The following is a 21,330-nucleotide window of genomic DNA, read 5'->3' on the forward strand; positions in this document are numbered from 1 at the left end:
TCGACGCATTCCCGCCAAAGTTGGCGCAGCGCACCCCCCTCCCCGGCCAGCGGCATTGCCCTTCATTGACATTCACTTGGTCATACTTTTACCTTCGGTGGCGTCGGCATCGGCGCAGGTCACCGCCTGCACCGGTGCGTCATCCCACTCACACCGGAGGTTCCCGTGGAGCAGCTCATCAAGAAGATGGCCCAGGACGGCGTCTGGCAGAACTGGCTGGCCGCCAACTCCGCTCAGGCGGCGAAGAACGGCTGCATCAGCGCGGCCCCGAAGTCCGGCTGCATCAGCGCCGCGCCCAAGGCCGGCTGTATTTCCTGACCCCGCGCCACCGAGGTGCCCGGGAGCGGGCCGGCGGGAAATCCTCCGCCGCCGGCAGAACGGCCGCTCCCGGGCACCGCCGCCGTTTTGGACCCGCCCGAACGCCCTGCGGGGCACCACCTTCCGGAAAAAGACGAGGATTCCATGGACGGGCAGCCGACCCCCGAGGTCATCGAGCAGATCCGCGACATACCGATCTACCGCGAATCGCTGGCGAAGGGCCACTTCCCCGTACTCGACAAGCCGGAAATCGCCCGCGGCTTCCCCGACAACTGGATGACTCCCCGGCTCGCCGCGGCGCTGGAATCCGGAGACGCGGAATTCGTGCTGTCCACCGGCACCCATCACGCCCGGATGCAGATCATCCGCCCCCCGTATTTCCTGCTGCACTCGTACTACGGGCTGTGGCGCACCCACCCCGACATCGGCCACACCTGGGACGCGGGCTGCCGGCGGGTCTCCCTGACCACGGTGCTGGCCACCGAACACGTCGCCCGGGTCAACGCCGCACGCCGCGGCACCGCGCCGGAGGCGGTACCGGTCCTCGACGACCGGTGGCTCGACGAACGGACCTGCTACCTCAATCTGCGGCTCGACCCGGCGCTCTGGGAGCGCGCGGAGGTCGAGCGGATGCTCAAGGAGATCCAGGACGCCCGGCAGGCGCATCCACGCGGCTGGTACCACCTCGACTGCTCCGGTTATCACCTGGCGCATCTGCTGCGGAAGGTCGGAGAATGGGGGCTGTGGGACGACTTCCCGCCGCCCGCCAGCATCATCCACGCCTACGAGTACACCCCCGCGAACGTCCGGCGCTTCCTGCACCAGCACTTCGCCTGCCCGGTCATCGATCTGTTCGGCAGCACCGAACTCGGTTATCTCTACTTCAGCGACCGCCGCGGCACCTACCGGCCGCACCTCGACAAGATGACCGTCGAACTCCACCCGGTGACTCCCGGCAGCACCCTCTACGAGCTGATCGTCTCCAGTGTCCGCAACCCCTACATGCCGCTGATCCGGTACCGCTCGGGTGACTGTGTACGCACCCTGGACGACACCCCGGACCCGGGAAAGATCGCCCAATTCAGCGGCCGCCAGAAGGAATTGCTGAGCACCCCGCACGGTCCGGTCGCGCAGGGCGATCTGGACCGCTGCGTCGCCGAGGCGTCACCGCACGTCTTCGTCTACCAACTCCAACTGACCGGCCGGACGGAGGCGCGCCTGGTGTACACGACCTTCCCGGGCACGCCCCTCGACCCCGAGGCGGCCGCGGCCCTGGAGGAGGCGATCGGCGCCCTGACCGGGCGGCGCTGTCGCGTCGAGCACCGCGCGCACCTCCCCATCGGGAAGTCGGGCAAGTACGCCTGGCTCACCACCACCGGCTCCGACGACGATCCCACCCGGACAGGAGAAGCATGACCGGCCAGCCGCCGACCTCCGCGGACGACCTCAAGGACCTGCTCGGCGAGGCACTGCACACCGAAGTGGTGCGGTACTTCGACGACAAGACCGGCGCGCCACGGGAGTTCGTGGAGCGCCAGGTCACGGAGTGCCTGCGCTACCTCTACCTCGTCTCCCGGCACCACGACCGGCTGGGAGGCCTGTTCCTGCCGGTCGAGCAGGACATCGACGAGATCTGGCACTACCTCATCCTGCAGACCCGCGAATACCGTGCGCTGTGCGAGGAACGGCTGCCGGGGCGCTTCTTCATCGAGCACCGCAGCATCGCCTACGAGGACTACCAGCAGGAGCCCGGCCGCGAGCAGGCCGTCGAGGAGGCCCTGCGCTGGATCCCGCTGTACTGCCGGGAATTCGGTCCCTTCGACGAGGGTGCGCTGCCGCACTGGACGATCGTGCGCTTCCTCCACGAGCAGATGGGACTGTCACTCGATGAGATCGCCGGGCTGGAACCGATGGCGGCGCCCGCCTAGTGCGGGCCGGCGCGAACCGAAAGGAACCATGAGGTCTCCCCAGGGTGTCCCGGCACCGCGCGAGGTGCCGGAGCAGCGCCGGATCCTGACGGTTCTGGTCTTCTCCCAGATCCTCAGCGGCGCGGGGCTCGCCGCGGGCATCACCGTCGGCGCGCTGCTCGCCGAGGACATGCTCGGCTCGACCGGTCTGGCGGGCGTGCCCAGCGCGCTGTTCACCGCCGGTGCCGCGCTCGGCGCCGTCGGCATCGGCCGGGTCTGCCGCAGCCGGGGCCGGCGCCCCGGACTCGCGCTCGGGTACGCCGTGGGGGCGCTCGGCAGCCTCGGCGTCGTGCTGGCGGCCGCCGTCGGCAGCGCGCCGCTGCTGTTCGTGGCCCTGGTCGTCTACGGGGCCGGCACCGCCACCAATCTGATGGCCCGCTACGCCGGCGCCGACCTGGCCTCGCCCGCACGGCGCGGCCGGGCGGTGAGCACGGTGCTCTTCGCCACCACCTTCGGCGCGGTGGTCGGACCCAACCTGGTGGCCCTGACGGGAGAGGTCGCCCACTCCTGGGGCATCCCGCGGCTCGCCGGGCCGTTTCTGCTGGCGGCCGCCGCGTTCGGGGCGGCCGCGGTGTCCCTGGCCGTGCTGCTGCGGCCCGATCCGCTGCGGCTGGCCGAGCGGTGGGCCGCGGCACGGGACGGCGCCGCGGCGGACGGACCCGACGGCCCCGAGGCTCCCGAGGCCCCCGCGGCTCCCGAGCATCCGGCCGCCGGACGGCCGGATGCGCCCGGGCACCCGCAGGGGGTGGCCGTCGGCACCGCGGTCATGGTCCTCACCCAGCTCGTGATGATCGCCGTGATGACCATGACGCCGGTCCACATGCAGGCGCACGGCCACGGCACCCAGGCGGCGGGGCTGGTCATCGCGCTCCATGTCGCGGCGATGTTCCTGCCCTCCCCGCTCACCGGTCTGCTCGTCGACCGGCTCGGCCGGCACCGGATGGCCGCTGCCGCCGGGGTGACGCTGGCAGCCGCCGGAGGCCTGGCCGCCCTGGCCCCGCCGCAGTCGGTTCCCGGGCTCGCCGCGGCGCTGATACTCCTCGGCCTCGGCTGGAACTTCGGACTGGTCAGCGGCACCGCCCTGGTCATCGACGCGCTGCCGCCCGCCCGCCGCGCCTCGGGGCAGGGGCTGGTGGACGTCGGCATCGCCCTCGCCGGCGCGGTCGGCGGGCTCTCCTCGGGGCTGATCGTCGAACTCGGCGGCTACCGGACCCTGGCACTGGCCGGCGGACTGCTGGCACTGGCCGTGGTCCCCGTCCTCGGATGGGCGGCCCGCCGGCCTGCGCCCGCCCCCGCCGCCGCGGCACCCCGTGCGGAAAGGGAACGGACATGAGCCCCCGCACGGCCCGCGGAGGTGTCGGGCGACGGATGCGGCAGCTCAGGAAACATGGCGTCATTTCCCGTTATCCCGGGGGAAACCCGAATGACGCACTGTCAGGGCAGGGTGTAACCCTCTGCACGAACCACGGGGGACGATGATGCGGAAGGACACCGGCGCTCCGCGCGGCTCACCGCCGTCGCGCCCGCACCGCGTCCCGCTGGCCGTCCTGATGATCCTGGCCTTCCTGCTGGGCGCCCTGGCATCGGCCCCCGGCGCGGCGGCGGACGCGCCCGCCGGCGCCCCGGCCACGAGGTCCGCGGGACTGCCGCCGGCCGTCAAGTCGGGCTACGACGGCTCCGAGAAGAAGGCCAAACGCGAGGCCGAGCGCGGTCAGCCCCGGCGCACCGCCCGCTCCTCCGTCGGCGTCCCCCTGCACACCGGCCGGCAGCTGCCGCCCCGGCACGGCGGGCCGGTGGCACCGTGCGCCGCTCTCGCCTCCGGGGCCGCCGCACCCGGCAGCTCCGCCAAGGCGGCCGTCAGATCGGTCCCACTCCCCGTCCTGCACTGCGTCTTCCTCTGCTGAGCACGGCCGGTGGTGCACCGTCCCACCTGCCGAGCCCTTCGAACCCTCCCGCCACTCCCCCACGGTGGCACCCCTCATCAGCAGGAGACCTCCTCGTGGAGACCTTCATCCAGCATGCCCGGGGCCTGACGGCCCGTATCGCCGACCGACAGGACGAACGGGAGACCTACAGCCGGCTCGCCGCCGGCCAGTCCCCGCTCGCCCTGTTCATCACCTGCTCCGACTCCCGCGTCGTGCCGTCCCTGATCACCGGGGCCCGGCCCGGCGAACTCTTCGAACTCCGCACCGCCGGCAACGCCGTTCCCGTCTACCAGGAGGACATGCCGGCCTGTGCGGAGGCCGCCACCCTCGAATACGCGATGCGCGTCCTGGGCGTGGCCGACATCATCGTGTGCGGGCACTCGCACTGCGGTGCGGTCGGTGCCCGGGCCCGCGGCGAGGACCTGACCGGCGCGCCCGCCGTGCGGGACTGGCTGACCCAGCAGCTGTCCGACGCGCTGCCCCAGGACGGGGAGCCCACGGTCGCCGCCGCGGTGCAGCAGCATGTGCGCGAGCAGCTCGACCGGCTGCGCGGCTACCCCTGCGTGCAGGAGCGGCTGGACACCGGCGAGGTGACGCTGCACGGCTGGTTCTACGAAGTGCACACCGGCCTGGTGGTGGCGCATCACCCGTCCTCCGACCTGTTCCTCCCGCTGTGAAGGCGCAGGTACCTCTCATGAAGCGATTCCCCTCGTTCCGGGCGGACTTCACCGCCTCCCTCGTGGTCTTCCTCGTCGCCGTCCCGCTGTGTGTCGGCGTGGCGGTCGCCTCCGGCGTCCCGGCCGAACTGGGGCTGGTGACCGGTGTGGTGGGCGGACTGCTCACCGGTCTGCTCCCCGGCAGCAGCCTCCAGGTCAGCGGCCCCGCGGCCGGATTGACGGTGCTGGTCTTCGAGGCCGTCAAGGAGTACGGCCTCGGTGCCCTCGGCGCGCTGGTCCTGGCCGCCGGACTCCTCCAACTGGCCATGGGCGCACTGAAGCTGGGCCGCTGGTTCCGGGCCATCTCGGTGGCCGTCGTCCAGGGCATGCTGGCCGGTATCGGCCTGGTCCTGATCGCCGGGCAGCTCTACGCCCTGACGGACGCCAAGGCACCCGGCACCGGCCTCAGCAACCTCGCCGGGCTGCCCGGCCTCATCGGCGACACCGTCGGCTCGGCCACCGCGGCGTCCGCGCTCGCCATCGGTGCGGGCACCATCGCCGTGCTGGTGCTGTGGCCGCGCTGGCGGCGCGCCGCGCGGCTGCTTCCCGCACCGCTGGCCGCGGTGGCGCTGGCCACCCTCACGGTGTGGGCGCTGGATCTGCCCGTCGCACGCGTCGAGGTCAGCGGGCTGTTCGACGCGATCCAGCCGCCGGGCCTCACCGATGTCGGCAAGCTCGCCGATGTCGGGGTGCTCGGCACGGTCCTCGCCTTCGCGTTGATCGCCTCCGCGGAGTCCCTCTTCAGTGCCGCGGCCGTCGACCGGCTGCACGACGGGCCGCGTACGGACTACGACAAGGAGCTGATGGCCCAGGGCGCCGGCAACACCGTGTGCGGGCTCCTCGGCGCCCTGCCGATGACGGCCGTCATCGTCCGCAGCGCCGCCAATGTGCAGGCGGGCGCGCGGACCAAGCTGTCGCGGGTGCTGCACGGCGTCTGGCTGCTGGTGTTCGCCGCGGCGTTCCCGGCCGCGCTGGGCGTGGTGCCGGTGGCCGCGCTGGCGGGCGTCCTGGTCCATGCGGGCTGCAAGCTGATCCCGGTGCGGGAGCTGGTTCCGCTGTGGCGCGAACACCGCGGTGAGGCCCTCGTCCTGCTCGTCACCGCCCTCGCGATCGTGACGGTCAACATGTTCGAGGGCGTCCTGATCGGGCTGCTGCTGGCCGTCGCGAAGACGGCCTGGGAGACCTCCCACGTGCATCTGGAGGTTCACACCCCGGACGACATGGCGGCGCCGGTACAGGTGCGTGCCGTCGGCAACGCCACGTTCCTGCGGCTGCCCAAGCTCCTCGACCAGCTGGAGACGCTCCCGGCCGGCCGGGACGTGGAGCTGGACCTGAGCGGGCTGCGCCACCTCGACCACGCCTGTGGTGCCGCGCTGACGAACTGGGCCGAGCAGCACCGCCGGAGCCGGCAGACGGTGGAGCTGGTGTCCTGACCCGGGTGCCTGCCCGCTTCGCGCAGGGGCGGGCAGGCACCTCACCGTGGGCCGGCGGGGTGCCCGCTGCGGCGCGCCGGGCCGGAATGATGACACCGGTCCGGTGGTTGAGCGAAGGTCAGGACCGTCAAGGCGGGCCGGGCGCACCGGCCGCGGTCGGTGCCCCGGCGGCCTTCGCAGACAGGATGCGAGCATGCCTCTTCTCGGTGAGTACGAGCCCAGCCCGGCGCAGTGGGTGCGCGATCAGGTCGCGTTGTACGAGAGCTCCGGCGGGACCGAGGGCACGACGATGCGCGGGCTGCCGGTCGTCGTCCTCACCACCCGGGGCGCGAAGAGCGGCAAGATCCGCAAGAGCCCGCTGATGCGGGTGGAGCACGAAGGGACGTATGCCGTGGTGGCCTCCCAGGGAGGCGCGCCGCGGCACCCCGTCTGGTACCACAACGTGGTGGCCGACCCGCGGGTGGAGCTCCAGGACGGCCCGGTGCGCCGGGACATGACGGCCCGTGAGGTCACCGGCGAGGAGAAGGCCCTGTGGTGGGCCCGCGCCGTCGAGGCCTATCCGGACTACGACGACTACCAGAAGAAGACCGACCGCCACATCCCGGTGTTCGTGCTGGAGCCGGCGGCCGCTCCGCACTGACCGGGCCGCCGCCGGCGCTCAGAGCGTGACGACGGAGACCTCGGTGGCCTTGACGCTGGTCCATACGGACACCCCGTCGGCGAGGCCGAGTTCGAGGGCGGCCGACGGGGTGATCTCGGCCACCAGATCGGGCGCCCGGTCGGAGGTGATGAGGACCCGCAGCCGGCTGCCCGCGGAGGTGATTTCGCGGACGGTGCCCGGCCAGACGTTGCGGGGGCTGCCCGCCGGCCGTGCGAGGTGCACCGACACCGCCTCCGGGGCGATGACCGCCAGCGCCCGGACGCCTTCGGGCAGGCGGTCGGCGAGCACCAGCCGGCCGCCGCCGGTGAGCGTCAGGCCGTCGCCCGCCGCGGTGCCCGGCCAGGCGTTGCGGCCGAGCATCCGGGCCACCCACGGCGAGCGCGGATGGCGGGTGACCTCGGCGGGCGGGGCGTCCTGAAGGGCGCGGCCCTCATCCAGGACCAGGACCCGGTCGGCGAGCGAGACCGCCTCGACGGGGTCGTGCGTGACGAGCAGACAGACACCGCCGAAGCCCGCGAGGTGGGCGCGCAGGGTGTGCCGGACGTGGGCCCGGGTGGTCTGGTCGAGCGCGGCGAGCGGTTCGTCGAGCAGCAGCAGCCGGGGGCGGGCGGCCAGCGCCCGGGCCAGGGCGACGCGTTGGGCCTGGCCGCCGGAGAGCTGGGCGGGCTTGCGGTGCGCGAGCGGGCCGACGCCGAGCCGGTCGAGCCACTGCTGTGCGGCGCGGCGGGCCTCGGCGCGCGGGGTGCCGTGGGCGCGCAGCCCGTAGGCGGTGTTGCTCAGCGCCGTCAGATGGGGGAACAGCGCGCCGTCCTGGGGAACCCAGGCGACGCCGCGGCGGTGCGGGGGCAGCGCGCTGACGTCGGTGTCGCCGAGGCGCAGCGCGGCACGGGCACGCGGGGTGAGGCCGAGCAGGGCGCGCAGCAGGGTGGTCTTGCCGGCGCCGTTGGGGCCGACGACGGCGAGGGTGGTGCCCGGTCCGGCGTCCAGGGTCAGCTGGTTGAAGCCGGTGACCTCGGCGTGCAGCGGCCAGCGTTCCCCGGGGGCCGGGGTCCGGTCCTCGGACGCGGTCCCGGGTTCCGCACGGCCGGCCGCGGGCGGCGCCGGGAAGCCGGTGTCCTCGGAGGCGTCGGTGTCCTCGGAGGCGGCGGCCGGCCGTACGGCGCGGGCCGGGCGGTCGGCGGTGGCGCCGGTCCAGCGGCCCCGCAGGCAGATCAGCACGGCCATGGCGATGACGAGCAGCAGCAGCGAGACCGAGGTGGCGGCTTCCGGGGAGTCCTGCAGCAGCAGATAGACCTCCAGCGGCAGGGTCTGGGTGGTGCCCGGCAGGTTGCCGGCGAAGGTGATCGTGGCGCCGAATTCACCGAGCGCACGGGCCCAGGTCAGGGCGGCGCCGGCGGCGAGGCCGGGGGCGACCATGGGCAGGGTGACGGTGCAGAAGACCCGTACGGGAGAGGCCCCCAGGGAGGCCGCGGTCTCCTCGTAGCTCGTCCGCAGCCCGGAGAGGGTGCCCTCCAGGCTGATGACGAGGAACGGCATCGACACGAAGGTGGCCGCGATCACGGCGCCCGAGGTGTGGAACGGCAGCACGATGCCGAAGCTGTCCTCCAGCCAGGGGCCGAGCAGTCCGCGGCGGCCGAAGCCGAGCAGCAGCGCGACACCGCCGACGGTCGGCGGCAGCACCATCGGCAGCAGCACCAGCGAGCGGACCAGCGCCTTGCCGCGGAAGCTGACCCGCGCCAGCAGCCAAGCCAGCGGAACCCCCAGCAGCAGGGCGATCCCCAGCGCCCAGAAGGACACCAGCAGCGACAGCCGGAGCGCCTCCAGGACGCCGGGCGAGGTCAGATGGGTGCCGAGCTCGCCCCAGCTGGTCCGGGCGAGGATGCCGGCGAGCGGCATCAGCAGGAACGCGATGGCGAGCAGCGCGGGCACGGCCAGCGCGAGCGGGGCGCGGCTGCCGGGCGCGCGGGGCCCGCCTGCCGGGGCGGGGATGCGAAGGCGTCTCATCGGGGTCCCAGGGTTCGGGGCGGGCGGCGGGCGCGCACCGGTCCGGCGGCGGGCGCCGGACCCGGGTGCGCGCCCGGCCGGTTACGGCTTCTGGAAGCCCGCCTGCCGCAGGATCTTCTGCGCCTCCGGCGTGCTCAGCCACTTCACGAAGGCGGCCGCGGCGGCCGTGTGGTGGGAGGACTTGAGGGTCGCCGCCGGGTAGGAGGCGACGGCGTTCTGGGCGTCGGGGATGTCGACGGCGTCGACCTTGTCCGGTGCGGTGGCGGCGTCCGTCTTGTAGACGAGGCCGGCGTCGGCCTCGCCGAGTTCGACCTTGCTGAGCACCGCGCGGACGTTGGGCTCCTGCGAGACCGGCTTGACCGTCAGCTTCTGGGCGTCCAGGACCTGCTTGCTGTAGCGGCCGACCGGTACCTCGGAGGCGGCGAGGACGACCTTCAGCTTGCTGTCGGTGAGGTCCTTGAGGTGGGCGATCTTCTTCGGGTTGCCCGCGCCGGTCGCGATCACCAGCCGGTTCTTGGCGATCACGGTGGGCGCGCCGGTGTCGGCCTTGAGCCCGTCCATGGTCTTGGTGTCGGCGGTGACCAGGGCATCCGCGGGGGCACCGTTCTTGACCTGGGAGGCGAGTTCCTGGGAGCCGGCGAAGGAGAAGTTCACCCTGGTGCCCGGGTGTTCCTTCTCGTAGACCGCGCCGGCCTTCTTGAAGACGTCGGTCAGCGACGAGGCGGCGAGCACGGTGAGGTCCGCCTTGGCCGCGCCGCTGCCGGACCCGGTGGCGCCCTCGTCCTTCTTGGTGTCGTCGTTGCCACCGCAGGCGGTCAGCGGGACGAGGAGGGCGGCGGTCACGATCGCGGCGGCGGCGCGGCGCCCGGTGAAGAACTGGGTCATGAGGCGGGACTCCTTGGGACGCGGACGACGGGGGTCGTCCGGGTGATTGGGAAAAGCCGCGCCGTGGACGGGCGACGCCGCTGGGGTGGGGCAGCCTGCCGGTGGGACGGTGGGTGCGGTCCGGCGGGGGACGGCCGCGCCGGGTCAGGTGCGGTCGATGTGCACGCTGGTGGACTTCACGCGGGCGGTGGCCTGCATGCCGACCTCCAGTCCCAGTTCCTCCACCGCTTCCCGGGTCAGCAGGGACACCAGGCGGTGCGGCCCGGCCTGGATCTCGACCTGGGCGGCGACATCGCCGAGCTTGACTGCGGTGACGATGCCCGGGAAGGCGTTGCGCGCGGAGGTGTACGAGGTGTCGTCCTCGCCGGTGCCGTTCTGCGCCACCTCGATGGAGAAGGCGGCCAGATCACGGCCGTCGATGAGGCGGCGGCCGCCGTCGTCGCGATGGGTCGCGACCCGGCCGGCGTCCGCCCAGCGGCGGGCGGTGTCCGGGCTGACGCCCAGGAGCCGCGCCGCCTGCCCGATCGTATAGGACTGCATGTGCAGCAAGATAGGCAAAAGCAGCTCGCATTTGCAATCCTTCAGGCGAAGCTCCATGGCAGATGCCAGGACCGTTGGAGGAACTGACGGCCCCTACGGCACGCGGCGCTCAGCCATCCTGAATGCCGGACGAATTCCCCGTCCGGCAAGGGCGCGGGACGCCTCGGACATCCCCCCGTCGCCTGCGAGGTGCGCCCGGGAGACGGGCCGGAGGACGGCTAGAGTGCGGCCGACAGAACAGAAAACAACGCCAGGAAACCCCCAGGTTTTCCCCTCCCGGTGAGGCACATTCCATGAGCCTGAGTATCCGTAACCAGATTCCCGGCACCGTTGTCTCCGTCACCCCCGGCGAGGTCATGGCAACCGTCAGGGTCCGTCTGGAAGGCGGCCAGGACATCACCGCCGCCATCACCCTGGAAGCCGTGCGGGAACTCGGCCTCGCGGCGGGTTCCGCGGTGCGCACCCTGATCAAGTCCACCGAGGTCGCACTCGCCACCCGCGCGGTCGACGGCGTCAGCATCCGCAACCGGATCCCCGGCACCGTCACCGAGGTCGCGACCGGCGGCGCGATGGCCGGTGTCAAGGTCGCCGTCGCCGGCGGCGAGCTGACCGCGGCCATCACCCGGGACGCGGTCGACGACCTGGGCCTCGCGGCCGGTTCGGAGGTCACCGCGCTGATCAAGTCGACGGAGGTCTCGCTCGCGACGGCCTGAGCGGGGCCGGGGCGCGGGCGGGCCGCTGTCCGCAGGTGCGCAGAACCGGTGACAGCACCGGCCCGGCACGCGAGACTCGCCGCATGCGCGACCGTGTGGAAACACCCTCGGGGCTGGTGCTCCGCCGATGGACCGGCGGCGACGCCGCCTCCGTACTCGCCGCGTTCGCCGACCCGCTGATGCGAAGTCAGTCCGTCATCCCGGTGGACACGCCCTCGGCCGCCGAGCGGTGGCTCGCGCAGCGCGCGGAGCGGTGGGCCGACGGATCCGCCTTCGCCTTCGCCGTGGTCGACGGCGCGGACACCGTACTGGGCCAGGTGTCGGTCGGCCCGGTCGATCCGCACCACGCCAACGGCTGGGTGTCCTACTGGACGACCCCGGCCGCCCGGGGCCGCGGCACCGCGTCCCGGGCCTGCCGCGCACTGGCCCACTGGGCCTTCACCGAGCGGGGTCTCTTCCGGCTGGAGCTGGGGCATCGCGTGGACAATCCCGCCTCCTGCCGCGTGGCCCGGGCCGCCGGCTTCGCCGTGGAGGGTCTGGAGCGGCAGAAGCTCTGCTACGACGGGGTGCGCCACGACGTGGAGACGCACGCCCGCCTGGTCACGGACCCGGAGCCCACGCCGGGGTGACGTGGCGGCGGTCCGCGGCTAGGCCGGGTCCCAGGCGCCGACCCAGATGCCGGTGATCGCGCTGATGTAGCGCGCCCCGCAGCGGTCGGAGGGGACCACGAGCTGACTGCCCGCCCCGTCGAGCGGGCCACCGTCCAGGGCGGTGGCCAGCAGGATCGGCGCATCGCCGAAGTCGGCGTCGATCTCCGCCCAGGACAGCACCGCATGATGGCCGTCCCCACCCGTGACGGACAGCAGGAAGCGGGAGCGGTCCTTGCGGCGGCGGGCGTCGAAGGCCGGGCGGGCCGCGTCGAGGACGTCCCGCAGCAGGGGCCCGTCGAAGGTGTGGCGCCGGGGCCCTTCCTTGGCGCAGTCGAAGACGACCTCGGTGCGGCGCTGCGGCCACCGCTCCCGCAGCTCCGCGACGGTCAGCGCGAGCGGCCGCCGCAGCTGACCGCGGATCAGCAGGCGCCGGGGCCCGGCGGCCGCGGCTACGCCGGGTGCCGGGCGGACGGCAATGGCGCGGGACGGCGGGACGGGCCGGCTCATGCGAGACCCCCTTGAGGCGCTCCGTGCGGCGACGGCTGCCTCCGTGTGATGCCCGACCGGCCCGCCGCCGAATCACGGTTGCCATGGATATCGGCATTTTGAGTTCGCTGGTGGGAGGGGAAAGGGGTCGGATGGGCGGTATGTGCGGACCGGCGGGCGTGCCGGCGCGGTGGCCGGGCGGGTCACTGCGCGCCTTCGCGTGGCGGGCGCCGCCCGGACGGTGTGCCCGGGGCGGCACCGGCGGCGCGGTGCTCGGTGAGGGCCGGCCACACCGTGTCGCGCAGCAGCGGGAGTTCGGTGAAGCGCACCGCGGTGGCGTCGCGCAGCGCGTTGGCCAGGGCGGGCGCCACCGGGTTGAACGGGCTCTCGCTCATCGACTTGGCGCCCAGCGGCCCGATGGCGTCCGAGGTCTGCATGAAGTGCACCTCGGTGCGCGGCACATCGGCGAACGCGGGCAGGCGGTAGCGGCGGAACGCCGGGGTGACGACCTTGCCGCGGTCGTCGACGAGGACCTGCTCGAAGAGCGTCGCGCCGAGCGCCTGGGCGACTCCGCCCTCGACCTGGCCGCGGCACTGGAGGGGGTTCATGACCTTGCCCGCGTCGGCCGAGTGGACGCTGCGCAGGATCCTGATCTCGCCGGTTCCGGGGTCGACGGCGACCCGGAACCACTGGGCGTTGAAGGCCACCGAACGGGGCGAGCCGCCCCAGTGCCCGTCCGCCGTCAGCGCCACGCCCGCGCGCCGGGCCGCCTCGTGGAGTTCCTTGAGCGGCACGGTGCGCCCGTCGCACTCCACCGCGTCCGCCCGCAGCCGGCACAGGCCGCGCGGGGTCCCGGCGTGCTCGGCGGCGAACGTCAGGAGCCGTTCGGCCAGGCCGTCGGCGGCCCGCAGTACGGCCTTGCCGGCCACCACCGTGCCGGCCGAGCCGAAGGCGCCGGTGTCATGGCCGACCACGTCGGTGTCGGACTGGCGGACGGTGATCCGGTCCACGGTGGTGCCCAGCGCGCCGGCGGTGATCTGCTGGTGCACGGTGGTGGTGCCGTTGCCGAACTCCGCGGTGCCCACCGCGATGTCGTAGGTGCCGTCCGCCAGCAGGGTGACCGCCGCGTCGGCGAAGTGTCCGCCGGGCGGTCCGGTGGCGATCATCGACATCGCGCTGCCCTGGCCGACCAGCCAGCCCGCCGGGGCCCCTTCCGCGCTGCGGTCCTCCTCCAGGGCGTCGCGGACGACCTGGAGGCACTGGTCGAGGCCGTAGCTGGCGATGTGCAGGTCCTCCTCCTCGCCGCCGGGGCCGGCCATCGGCTCGCCGGGGCCGATGATGTTGCGCTCCCGGAACACCAGCGGATCGATGCCCAGCCGGCGGGCCAGCTCGTCCATCACCGACTCCACGGCGAAGGTGACCTGGCCCAGCCCGTAGCCGCGGAAGGCACCGGCCGGGACGCAGTTGGTGTAGACGGAGTAGGCGTCGACCTTCTTGTGCGGCGCGCGGTAGACGGCCATCGACTCGCCGACGCTGTGGAACATCACGGCGGGGCCGTGGTTGCCGTAGGCGCCGGTGTTGGCGACCACCCGCAGCTGAAGCGCCGTCAGGGTGCCGTCGCGCCGCGCGCCCGCCGTGACGCCGATGGTGAACGGGTGCCGGGTGGTGGCACCGAAGAACTGCTCGGCGCGGGTGAACTCCAGCTTCACCGGCCGCCGCAGCCGCAGCGCGGCCAGCACCGCGAGGTCCTCCGTCAGCATCTCCTGCTTGGGAAGGGGACCTGGGTGCTGGAGCGGACCACGATCCGCTCGGCGCCCTGTCCGTCGGGCTCGAAGTAGGCCACGGAGCCGTGGGTCTCCAGGCTGGCGTGCTGCACCCGCTGGGTGCGGAAGGTGCCCTCGTGGACGACGTCGGCCCGCGCGAGGCCCTCGGCGACGCTGCCGATCTCGCCGTGCACCTCGCCGGCCACGTTGTTCTCCGGCCGGGCGATCCGGCTCTCGGGCCCCTTGGGGTGCAGCACCGGCGCCCCGGGCCGCATCGCCTCCTCCGGGTCGAGGACACGGGGCAGCTCCTCGTACGCGACGACGATCCGCCGGCAGCCCTCCTCGGCGGCCGCCTCGCTGTCGGCGACCACGGCCGCGACCCGCTGCCCGGCGAACCGCACGACCTCGTCCAGCACCCGGGTGTCGTCGGGGTCCTCGGTGGGGTGCTCGTGCCGGGCCGTGGAGAACAGCCGCTCGGGGGCGTCGTGGTGGGTGAGGACGGCGTGCACGCCGGGGACCCGCAGCGCCGCCGAGGTGTCGAGGGAGACGATCCGGGCGTGGGCCGGCGGGGAGCGCAGCAGCTTCATGTGCAGCAGCCCCTCGATCTCGACGTCGAAGGTGTAGCGGGCGGTGCCGGTGACCACCTGCGGTCCGGCGGGCGCGCCCGGGCTGCCGCCGACCGACCGCCCCGGGCCGGGCTCCTCGACGTGCCGGACCCCGCGGACGGCGTCCTCGATCGCGCGGTAGCCGGTGCAGCGGCAGAGGTTGCCCTTCAGGGCCCGCGGCAGGTCCGTCAGCTGGTCCTCGGTCAGTTTCGCGGTGGTCATCAGGAAGCCCGCGGTGCAAAAGCCGCACTGGAAGCCCTGGGCGTCGAGGAATTGCTGCTGCACGGGGTGGAGTTCGCCGCCCGGCTCGGCGAGGCCCTCGACCGTGGTGACCGCGCGCCCCTCGGCGCGCCGGGCCGGGTAGAGGCAGCTGTGGACGGGCTCGCCGTCGACGTGCACGGTGCACGCCCCGCAGTCCCCGGCGTCGCAGCCCTTCTTCACCCCGAACCAGCCGCGGTCGCGCAGATAGGTGCGCAGGCACTGTCCGGGCCGCGGTTCGGCGTCGAAGGGCCGGTCGTTGACGTGGATCGAGAAGCTCATCGCCCGGCCTCCCCGGTCAGTTCGACGCGGATCTCCTCGGCCAGCCGCAGCGCCATGTGCCGGCGCCAGACCGGCAGTCCGTGGAGGTCGTCGTACCAGTCGCGCGCGCCGACGGCCCGGTCGAGTGTCGCGCGCAACTCGGCTGCGGACGGCGGCAGCGGGAACCAGCGGCGGACCGGCCGTACGGTGGCGGCGGTGAGGGTCACCGCCAGCGAGCCGTCCAGCGGGTCGAGGGCGCCGATGACCAGGGCGCCGGAGCGGCCGAGCCCGTAGAGGGAGGCCTGCCGGAAGGCCGTGCGGCAGGCCAGCGCGCGGGCCGGCAGGGTGACCGAGCGGAGCAGTTCGCCCTCGCGGAGGTCCTTGCGGCCGGCGCCGGTGACGAAGTCGGCGGCCTTGCGGCGGCGCAGCGAGCCGTCCTGCGCCCGCAGCAGCACGGTGCCGTCGAGGGCGGCGGTCAGCGAGATCATCGGTCCGGCGGGCAGCGCGTTGCAGAGGTTGCCGCCGACGGTGGCCATGTTCCAGATCTTGAACGAGGCGAGGAAGGCGCGGCAGCACTGCTCGAACAGCGGTGCCGCCGGGGCGTCGCAGGACTGCGCGAAGCGGGAGAGCCGGGCGATGGTGCAGGTCGCGGCGATCTCCAGGGAGCCGTCCGGCAGCGGGGTCAGCGGCGGCCAGCCCATCCGGCTCAGGTCCACCAGGCGCCGCAGATGCGGCTGTGGTTCGGAGAAGAGGTAGGTGCCGCCCCCCAGCCAGGCGTCGCCGGTGCGCCAGGGGGCGTGCCGCCGGGCGTCACAGATGTCGCGCACCGTGTTCAGGTCCATGCCGCCGAGTGAAGCAACGCGGCCCGGCCCGGCACGACTGGTGCGCAGCACGGAAAAACACCATCGCCGGGCCCGGGATCTGGAGGATCAACCAAGAGGGCTTCGGTCCTGATCGGCTGGCATTTACCATGCTGAGACTCGCATTCACCTTGTGAATGTGAGATGCCGGGTGCGGTGTCCGGCAGCCGTCCAAGGAGCCCGTACATGCACGTCCAAGACCTCCTCCAGCTCGACGCGCTCGACCTCACCCTGCTGTGGGGCGAGGGTCCGCTGCTCACCCGGGAGGTCAGTGGTGTCACCGCCACCGACCTGGCGGACCCGGCCCGGTTCCTGCAGCCGGGCGAGCTGGTGCTGAGCGGACTGGTGTGGTGGACGCCCGGGGACGGCCGCGCCGGGGCCGACCGCTTCGTCTCGGCGCTGCGCGCGGCCGGGGCCACCGCGCTGCTGGCCGGCGAGGAGACCCACGGCACGGTGCCGGACGCGGTGGCCGAGTCCTGCCGTGCGCACGGCATGGTGCTGGTGGCGGTGCCCGCGCACACCAGCTTCCGGGACGTGACGGAGGCGGTGTACCTGCGCCAGTGGGGCGAGTTGAGCCGGCGCCCGCACGGGCACTACGCGCTGCCGGAGAACGTCCGCGCCGAACTCGCCGGTCTGCTCGCCGCGGACGCGGCCGCGGAGATCCTGCTGGAGCGTGCCTTCGCCCACCTCGGCGGGCCGCCGTGCCATCTGCTGACGGCGACCGGGCGGACGATCGCCCGCACCCCCGCGGCCCCGGACCTGACGGCCCGGCAGGCCGTCCGGGAGCTGGCCGGCACGACCGGCACCGGCCTGCGGATCGACGGCGAGTGCGGCCCCTACGACAGCTGGCAGCTGCGCCTGCCGGACACGGCCGAGGTCCCGCCGCGGGTGCTGCACGAGATCGCCGAGGTCCTCGCCCGCCACCGCCGGCACGACGAGCGGCGGCACACGGCCGCCCGGCGGGCGGCGGACGAGCTGCTCGCCCTCGCCGCGGCCGGTCCGGGCGGGGGCACGGCGGCCGTGGCCGCGCTGCACGCCTGCGGGCTGCCCGCCACCGGGCCGTACCGGCTGGTGGTGGCGACGGCGGGCGGCGGCGAGGACGGTCTGGCGGTGGGGGCGCTGACGGAGGCGCTGCGGCACTCCCCCGGTGAGCCGTTCGCGGCCGGCCGGCTGCCCGGTGGCGAAGCGGCCGCCGTGGTCCGGGTGGATCCCGACGCGGGGGACGGCCACCCGCTCGGCGAGCTGTGGCCGCTGGTGCACGGCTGCGGGCCGCGGGTCCCGCTGCACGCCGGTGTCAGCGGCCCGGTGGCCGGCGCCGAGGGCCTCAACTCGGCCCTGCACCAGGCCCGTTACGCGCTGGCGGCGGCCCGCCGCGGGGATCCGGACGGCGCCGGGGTGACGCGTGTGGAGGACCTGAGCACGATGGGCGCGCTGCTGGCCGGCGTCCCCGCCGATGTCCGGACGGCCTTCAGCACCCGGGTGCTGGGTCCGCTGGCCCACGGCGGCAGCGCCTCGCACCGGATGCTGCTGGAGACGCTGGAGACCTTCCTCGCGCAGCACGGCTCATGGGCCCGGACCGCCGAGCAGCTGCATCTGCACGTCAACACAGTGCACTACCGCATCCAGCGCATCGAGCGGCTCACCGGCCGGGATCTGTCCCGGCTCGATCACAAGCTGGATCTCCGGGCGGCGCTGCTGTGCCGCTGAGCGCCGGCGGATGCGGGCCGACCTACCCGGCGGCTCATCTCCCGTCGGGCAGGTCGACGTGCACATGGGTGGACTTCACCCGGGCGGTGGCGGTCACCCCGACCTCGATGCCCAGTTCCTCCACGGCCTCGCGGCTGACCACGGAGACCAGCCGGTGCGGCCCGGACTGGATCTCGACCTGGGCGAGCACCTCCTCCAGGGTCACGCGGGTGACGATCCCGGCGAACGCGTTCCGCACCGAGGTCAGTGCCTCACCCGGCACCGGATGCAGCCCCGTGCCGCGCTCCTTGGCGAACGCCGCGAGGCTCACCCCGTCGATCGCGCGGTTTCCCGCGCCGTCCCGGTCCATGTGGAGCTGGCCGCCGTCGGCCCAGCGGCGGACGGTCTCCGCGCTCACCCCCAGCAGCCCCGCTGCCTGCCCAATGCTGTACGTCGGCACCCCCGCACTCTAGGGGTTGCCGTCCCCCTCCCCGCCCGCCGCGTGGCGCCCGGCGGGTGGGCCGCCGCCACCCGTCCGGCCCACTCCCCTCCCGCGGGCCGGGCCACGGGGGTCAGTTCACCGGATCGGCGGCACCGGCGGCCGGCCGTCGCGTCGAGGGGCCGTCCGGCGGCGTCCACGCCACGAGTTCCTCCAGCGCCGGCAACGCGTCGTGCAGCAGGCGCTGCCGGTCGGGGGCGAGCCCGCCGATCCGCTCGGCGAGCAGGCCGGTGGTCTCCCGGCGCACGGCGTGCAGCAGCGCAAGCCCCTCGTCGCTGAGGCTGATCAGGCTGGCGCGCTGGTCGGCGGGGTCCGGGCGCCGGGCGAGCCAGCCGTGGCCGTCGAGCAGATCCACCATGCGGGAGGTGGTGGACAGCGCGATGTTCATCCGCGCGGCGAGTTCGCTGATGCGCAGCGGGCCGTGGGCGGCGAGCGCCGCGAGGGCGGCCGTGCGGCTGGGGGTGAGATCGCGGTTCTGCTGCTGCCCGCGGAGCAGCGGCAGCAGCTGCTGGACGACCGCGCGCAGCCGCCCGGCCAGCTCCGCCGGTTCGGTGGGGGACGACGGCTGCCGGGGCGGCTCACCGGACTGTTTCATCACGGGCTCCTGGGGTGCGGCGGTGGTGGCTCGGTGGCTGCCGGGCCGGTGCCGGCGGGTGTGCCGGGTCCGCCGGCGGCGGTCGGCGGGGGTGTCCCGTCGACGGCCGCCGCGACCGGTGCCGGTGACGGTACCGCCCGGGTGCGCGGCCGGTCGTCGTGGACGTAGCGCCCGCCGCGCAGCAGCGAGGCGACGGCGGCGATCAGACAGGCGGCGGTGGCGAAGCCGAAGGCGACGGCCAGCCCGTCGTGGAACGGCTGGGAGATCAACCGGGGGAAGAATTCCCGGCCGGTGAGGTAGGCGGCGTGCCCGGGCGGCAGGTGGTGCAGGACCTGCGGCCCCAGGAGGGTCTGGACGGGGTTGTAGCCCAGGAGCGAGGCGAACAGCACGCCGACCGGCGGCAGCGCGGCGATCTTGGCGGCGTCGGCCGCCGGGACGCCCTGTGCGGTGAGTCCGGCGCTGAGGGCGTGCGGCAGCGAGCGGGCCAGGCCCGCGATCATCAGGGAGAAGAAGATGCCGATGGACAGCACCATCGCCGAGTTCTGGAACGTGGTGCTGATGCCGGCGCCCACCCCGCGCTGGTCGGCGGGCAGGCTGTTCATGACCGCGGCCCGGTTGGGGGCGGCGAACAGGCCCATGCCGATGCCGTTGAGCAGCAGGATCAGTGCGAAGCCCGGGTAGGCGAAGTCGACCGGCAGCGCCTGCAGCGCGACGAAGGTGCCGGCCGCCAGCAGCATCCCGCCGGTGGCGAAGGCGCGGGCGCCGAACCGGTCCGACGCCCATCCGGAGACCGGACCCGCCACCAGGAAGCCCAGCGTCAGCGGCAGCATGTAGATGCCGGCCCACAGCGGGGTCTCGGCGAAGCCGTAGCCGTGCCGGGGCAGCCAGATGCCCTGGAGCCAGATGATGAGCAGGAACATCAGGCCGCCGCGGCCGAGCGAGGCGAGCAGGCCGGCGAGGTTGCCGGCGGTGAAGGCCCGGATCCGGAAGAGCCCCAGCCGGAACATCGGCTCCGCCACCCGCGCCTCGATCACGCAGAAGACGGCCAGCAGCAGCACCCCGCCGCCCAGCGCGGCGAGCACCGCGGGGTTGCCCCAGCCCATGGTGTGCCCGCCGTAGGGCTGGATGCCGTAGGTGATCCCGGTGAGCACGGCGATCAGACCGGCCGCGAAGGTGAGGTTGCCCCACCAGTCCGGCCGGGCCGGGGTGCGCAGGCCGGTGTCGCGCAGTTTCCGGTACGCCCAGACCGTGCCGAACAGCCCGAACGGCACCGACACCAGGAAGACGAGCCGCCAGTTGACGGGCCCGAGCAGGCCGCCCAGGACCAGGCCGACGAAGGAGCCGGTGATGCCGGCGACCTGGTTGAGGCCCAGGGCCAGGCCGCGCTGCCGGGCGGGGAAGGCGTCGGTGAGGATCGCGTTGGAGTTCGCCATCAGCATCGCGCCGCCGATGCCCTGGAGGACCCGCATGGCGATCAGCCACAGGGCGCCGGCCGTGCCGTGCTGCCAGGTCACCGACAGCAGCACGGAGAAGACGGTGAAGACGGCGAAGCCGAGGTTGTACATCCGGGTCCGGCCGTACATGTCACCGAGCCGGCCGAAGCTGACCACCAGCACGGCGGTGACCACGAGGTAGCTCATGATCAGCCAGAGCAGCAGGCCCGTGTTGCCGGGCTGCAGCGGGTCCACCCCGATGCCCCGGAAGATGTCGGGCAGCGCGATGAGCATGATCGACATATTGATCGTGGCGATCAGCACGCCCAGGGTCGTGTTCGACAGGGCGACCCATTTGTAGCCCGGGCCCGGCGCAGGGCGGGGTCGGGAGCCGGATGCGGTCCGGTCGCCGGAATCAGCAGCGGTTCTTCCCACGGGACACCACTTCCCACCGGGATATTCACTTGCTTGACATCAACCAATTTACCTCGCGCTGCGCGCATCCGGCCAGGGGTGGACCGTGGTGGGCGAGAGCGTCCGCGGGGCCCGTGCGCGACCCCCGGGAGGCGCCCCGGCCCGGCCCCGGGAGGCGCCCCGGCGCCACTCCCGGCCTGCGGCGCGGCCAGGTGGATGCATCCGAACAGAGCAGCCCGATCCGCCATCGGTGCGGCAATGTCACCCGGAGCACCACACCGCCCCGCTCCGCCGTTTTCGCTCTCTTGATCATCATCTTCCCCCTGCGGCAAGGGAGTTGAGAACGGGCGCGGGACTGAGCCCCCATCACCCTCGCCCGAAAGATGAGCACTCGTCCGATTTCTCCCGTTGCATCCGATAAATGACGATGTGAATCTGGTGTCCCATTCGTCGAAGGAGTTGATCGCATGGTTACGGATCGCACAGCGCCGGTCGAGACGGCCACCCTGGCCGCCGAGGTCGAGGGACTGCTTGCACCCGCCGAGGCCGACGGTGTTTTCCGCGACACCCGTGAGTGCAGCTCAGCGCTGCTGTTTTTCGGGCTGCTGCTTATCTCGCCGCCCACCCCCCGGCCCAAGACTGACAACCGATAAGGCTG

General features: G+C 73.5%; 20 protein-coding genes and 1 pseudogene. 12 read left to right on the plus strand and 9 right to left on the minus strand.

What is annotated here, in order from left to right; genetic code table 11:
- The first annotated feature begins 165 nt into the window (after positions 1-165).
- The 8 genes from ACQP17_RS02945 (at position 166) to ACQP17_RS02980 (ending at position 6,999) form a co-directional block, all read left to right on the plus strand.
- Complete coding sequence (locus ACQP17_RS02945; protein ID WP_433854795.1) at positions 166-318, plus strand: hypothetical protein; 153 nt, start codon at positions 166-168, stop codon at positions 316-318.
- Between the two features lie 144 nt (positions 319-462).
- Entirely contained in the window at positions 463-1,734 is a 1,272-nt protein-coding gene (locus ACQP17_RS02950; RefSeq protein WP_433854796.1) for a hypothetical protein, read from the plus strand.
- Positions 1,731-2,246, plus strand: coding sequence for a hypothetical protein (locus tag ACQP17_RS02955; RefSeq protein ID WP_433854797.1), 516 nt, complete (start codon positions 1,731-1,733; stop codon positions 2,244-2,246). Before ACQP17_RS02950 ends, ACQP17_RS02955 begins: the two co-directional genes overlap by 4 nt.
- Positions 2,247-2,274: 28 nt before the next feature.
- Positions 2,275-3,618 carry an MFS transporter gene (locus ACQP17_RS02960; RefSeq protein ID WP_433854798.1) on the plus strand — a complete coding sequence of 448 codons (1,344 nt, stop codon included), beginning with the start codon at positions 2,275-2,277 and terminating at the stop codon, positions 3,616-3,618.
- Positions 3,619-3,760: 142 nt separating this feature from the next.
- Positions 3,761-4,189, plus strand: coding sequence for a hypothetical protein (locus tag ACQP17_RS02965; protein ID WP_433854799.1), 429 nt, complete (start codon positions 3,761-3,763; stop codon positions 4,187-4,189).
- A 95-nt stretch (positions 4,190-4,284) separates the two neighbouring features.
- The gene (locus ACQP17_RS02970; protein WP_433854800.1) at positions 4,285-4,887 is read left to right on the plus strand and encodes a carbonic anhydrase; all 603 of its coding nucleotides are present in this window, start codon (positions 4,285-4,287) and stop codon (positions 4,885-4,887) included.
- Positions 4,888-4,904: 17 nt separating this feature from the next.
- Positions 4,905-6,359 (plus strand): SulP family inorganic anion transporter, encoded by a 1,455-nt coding sequence (locus ACQP17_RS02975; RefSeq protein WP_433854801.1) that lies wholly within the window; start codon positions 4,905-4,907, stop codon positions 6,357-6,359.
- Positions 6,360-6,552: 193 nt separating this feature from the next.
- On the plus strand, positions 6,553-6,999 hold the full coding sequence (locus ACQP17_RS02980; protein ID WP_433854802.1) for a nitroreductase family deazaflavin-dependent oxidoreductase: 447 nt from the start codon (positions 6,553-6,555) through the stop codon (positions 6,997-6,999).
- A gap of 18 nt (positions 7,000-7,017) precedes the next feature.
- On the opposite strand, the gene ACQP17_RS02985 is transcribed toward ACQP17_RS02980, so the two are convergent.
- The 3 genes from ACQP17_RS02985 to ACQP17_RS02995 form a co-directional block, all read right to left on the minus strand.
- Positions 7,018-9,024, minus strand: a complete 2,007-nt coding sequence (locus ACQP17_RS02985) for an ABC transporter permease (RefSeq protein ID WP_433854803.1) — start codon at positions 9,022-9,024, stop codon at positions 7,018-7,020.
- Between the two features lie 81 nt (positions 9,025-9,105).
- A complete protein-coding gene (gene modA / locus ACQP17_RS02990) occupies positions 9,106-9,909 on the minus strand; it encodes a molybdate ABC transporter substrate-binding protein (RefSeq protein ID WP_433854804.1) in 804 nt (267 codons plus the stop codon).
- A gap of 144 nt (positions 9,910-10,053) precedes the next feature.
- A complete protein-coding gene (locus ACQP17_RS02995) occupies positions 10,054-10,449 on the minus strand; it encodes a TOBE domain-containing protein (protein ID WP_381477229.1) in 396 nt (131 codons plus the stop codon).
- 293 nt (positions 10,450-10,742) lie between these two features.
- On the opposite strand from ACQP17_RS02995, the gene ACQP17_RS03000 reads away from it, so the two are divergent.
- Positions 10,743-11,162 (plus strand): TOBE domain-containing protein, encoded by a 420-nt coding sequence (locus ACQP17_RS03000; RefSeq protein ID WP_433854805.1) that lies wholly within the window; start codon positions 10,743-10,745, stop codon positions 11,160-11,162.
- A gap of 83 nt (positions 11,163-11,245) precedes the next feature.
- Positions 11,246-11,791, plus strand: coding sequence for a GNAT family N-acetyltransferase (locus ACQP17_RS03005; protein WP_433854806.1), 546 nt, complete (start codon positions 11,246-11,248; stop codon positions 11,789-11,791).
- An 18-nt stretch (positions 11,792-11,809) separates the two neighbouring features.
- Here the strand turns inward: ACQP17_RS03005 and ACQP17_RS03010 are convergent, their stop codons facing one another.
- The 3 genes and pseudogenes from ACQP17_RS03010 to ACQP17_RS03020 all read right to left on the minus strand — a co-directional run bounded on the left by ACQP17_RS03010 (position 11,810) and on the right by ACQP17_RS03020 (position 16,027).
- Positions 11,810-12,319: a molybdopterin-dependent oxidoreductase gene (locus tag ACQP17_RS03010; RefSeq protein WP_433854807.1), complete on the minus strand. Its 510-nt coding sequence runs from the start codon at positions 12,317-12,319 to the stop codon at positions 11,810-11,812.
- Between the two features lie 182 nt (positions 12,320-12,501).
- Positions 12,502-15,206 (minus strand): annotated as a pseudogene (locus ACQP17_RS03015) (molybdopterin-dependent oxidoreductase).
- Entirely contained in the window at positions 15,203-16,027 is an 825-nt protein-coding gene (locus ACQP17_RS03020; RefSeq protein ID WP_433854808.1) for an FAD binding domain-containing protein, read from the minus strand. Before ACQP17_RS03020 ends, ACQP17_RS03015 begins: the two are co-directional and overlap by 4 nt.
- 204 nt (positions 16,028-16,231) lie before the next feature.
- Here ACQP17_RS03020 and ACQP17_RS03025 point away from each other — a divergent pair, with 204 nt between their 5' ends.
- On the plus strand, positions 16,232-17,752 hold the full coding sequence (locus tag ACQP17_RS03025) for a helix-turn-helix domain-containing protein (RefSeq protein WP_433854809.1): 1,521 nt from the start codon (positions 16,232-16,234) through the stop codon (positions 17,750-17,752).
- Between the two features lie 34 nt (positions 17,753-17,786).
- Here the strand turns inward: ACQP17_RS03025 and ACQP17_RS03030 are convergent, their stop codons facing one another.
- From ACQP17_RS03030 to ACQP17_RS03040, 3 genes are all read right to left on the minus strand, one after another.
- Entirely contained in the window at positions 17,787-18,191 is a 405-nt protein-coding gene (locus ACQP17_RS03030; protein ID WP_433854810.1) for a TOBE domain-containing protein, read from the minus strand.
- A 112-nt stretch (positions 18,192-18,303) separates the two neighbouring features.
- Positions 18,304-18,825, minus strand: coding sequence for a MarR family winged helix-turn-helix transcriptional regulator (locus ACQP17_RS03035; protein WP_433854811.1), 522 nt, complete (start codon positions 18,823-18,825; stop codon positions 18,304-18,306).
- The gene (locus ACQP17_RS03040) at positions 18,825-20,582 is read right to left on the minus strand and encodes an MFS transporter (RefSeq protein ID WP_433854812.1); all 1,758 of its coding nucleotides are present in this window, start codon (positions 20,580-20,582) and stop codon (positions 18,825-18,827) included. The genes ACQP17_RS03035 and ACQP17_RS03040 overlap by 1 nt, the downstream gene beginning before the upstream one ends.
- Positions 20,583-21,139: 557 nt before the next feature.
- Here ACQP17_RS03040 and ACQP17_RS03045 point away from each other — a divergent pair.
- The gene (locus ACQP17_RS03045) at positions 21,140-21,325 is read left to right on the plus strand and encodes a hypothetical protein (RefSeq protein WP_364883175.1); all 186 of its coding nucleotides are present in this window, start codon (positions 21,140-21,142) and stop codon (positions 21,323-21,325) included.
- Positions 21,326-21,330: the final 5 nt, after the last annotated feature.

It is taken from the genome of Streptomyces kronopolitis (genome assembly GCF_050953795.1).
GTDB classification, from domain to species: Bacteria; Actinomycetota; Actinomycetes; order Streptomycetales; family Streptomycetaceae; genus Streptomyces; species Streptomyces kronopolitis_A.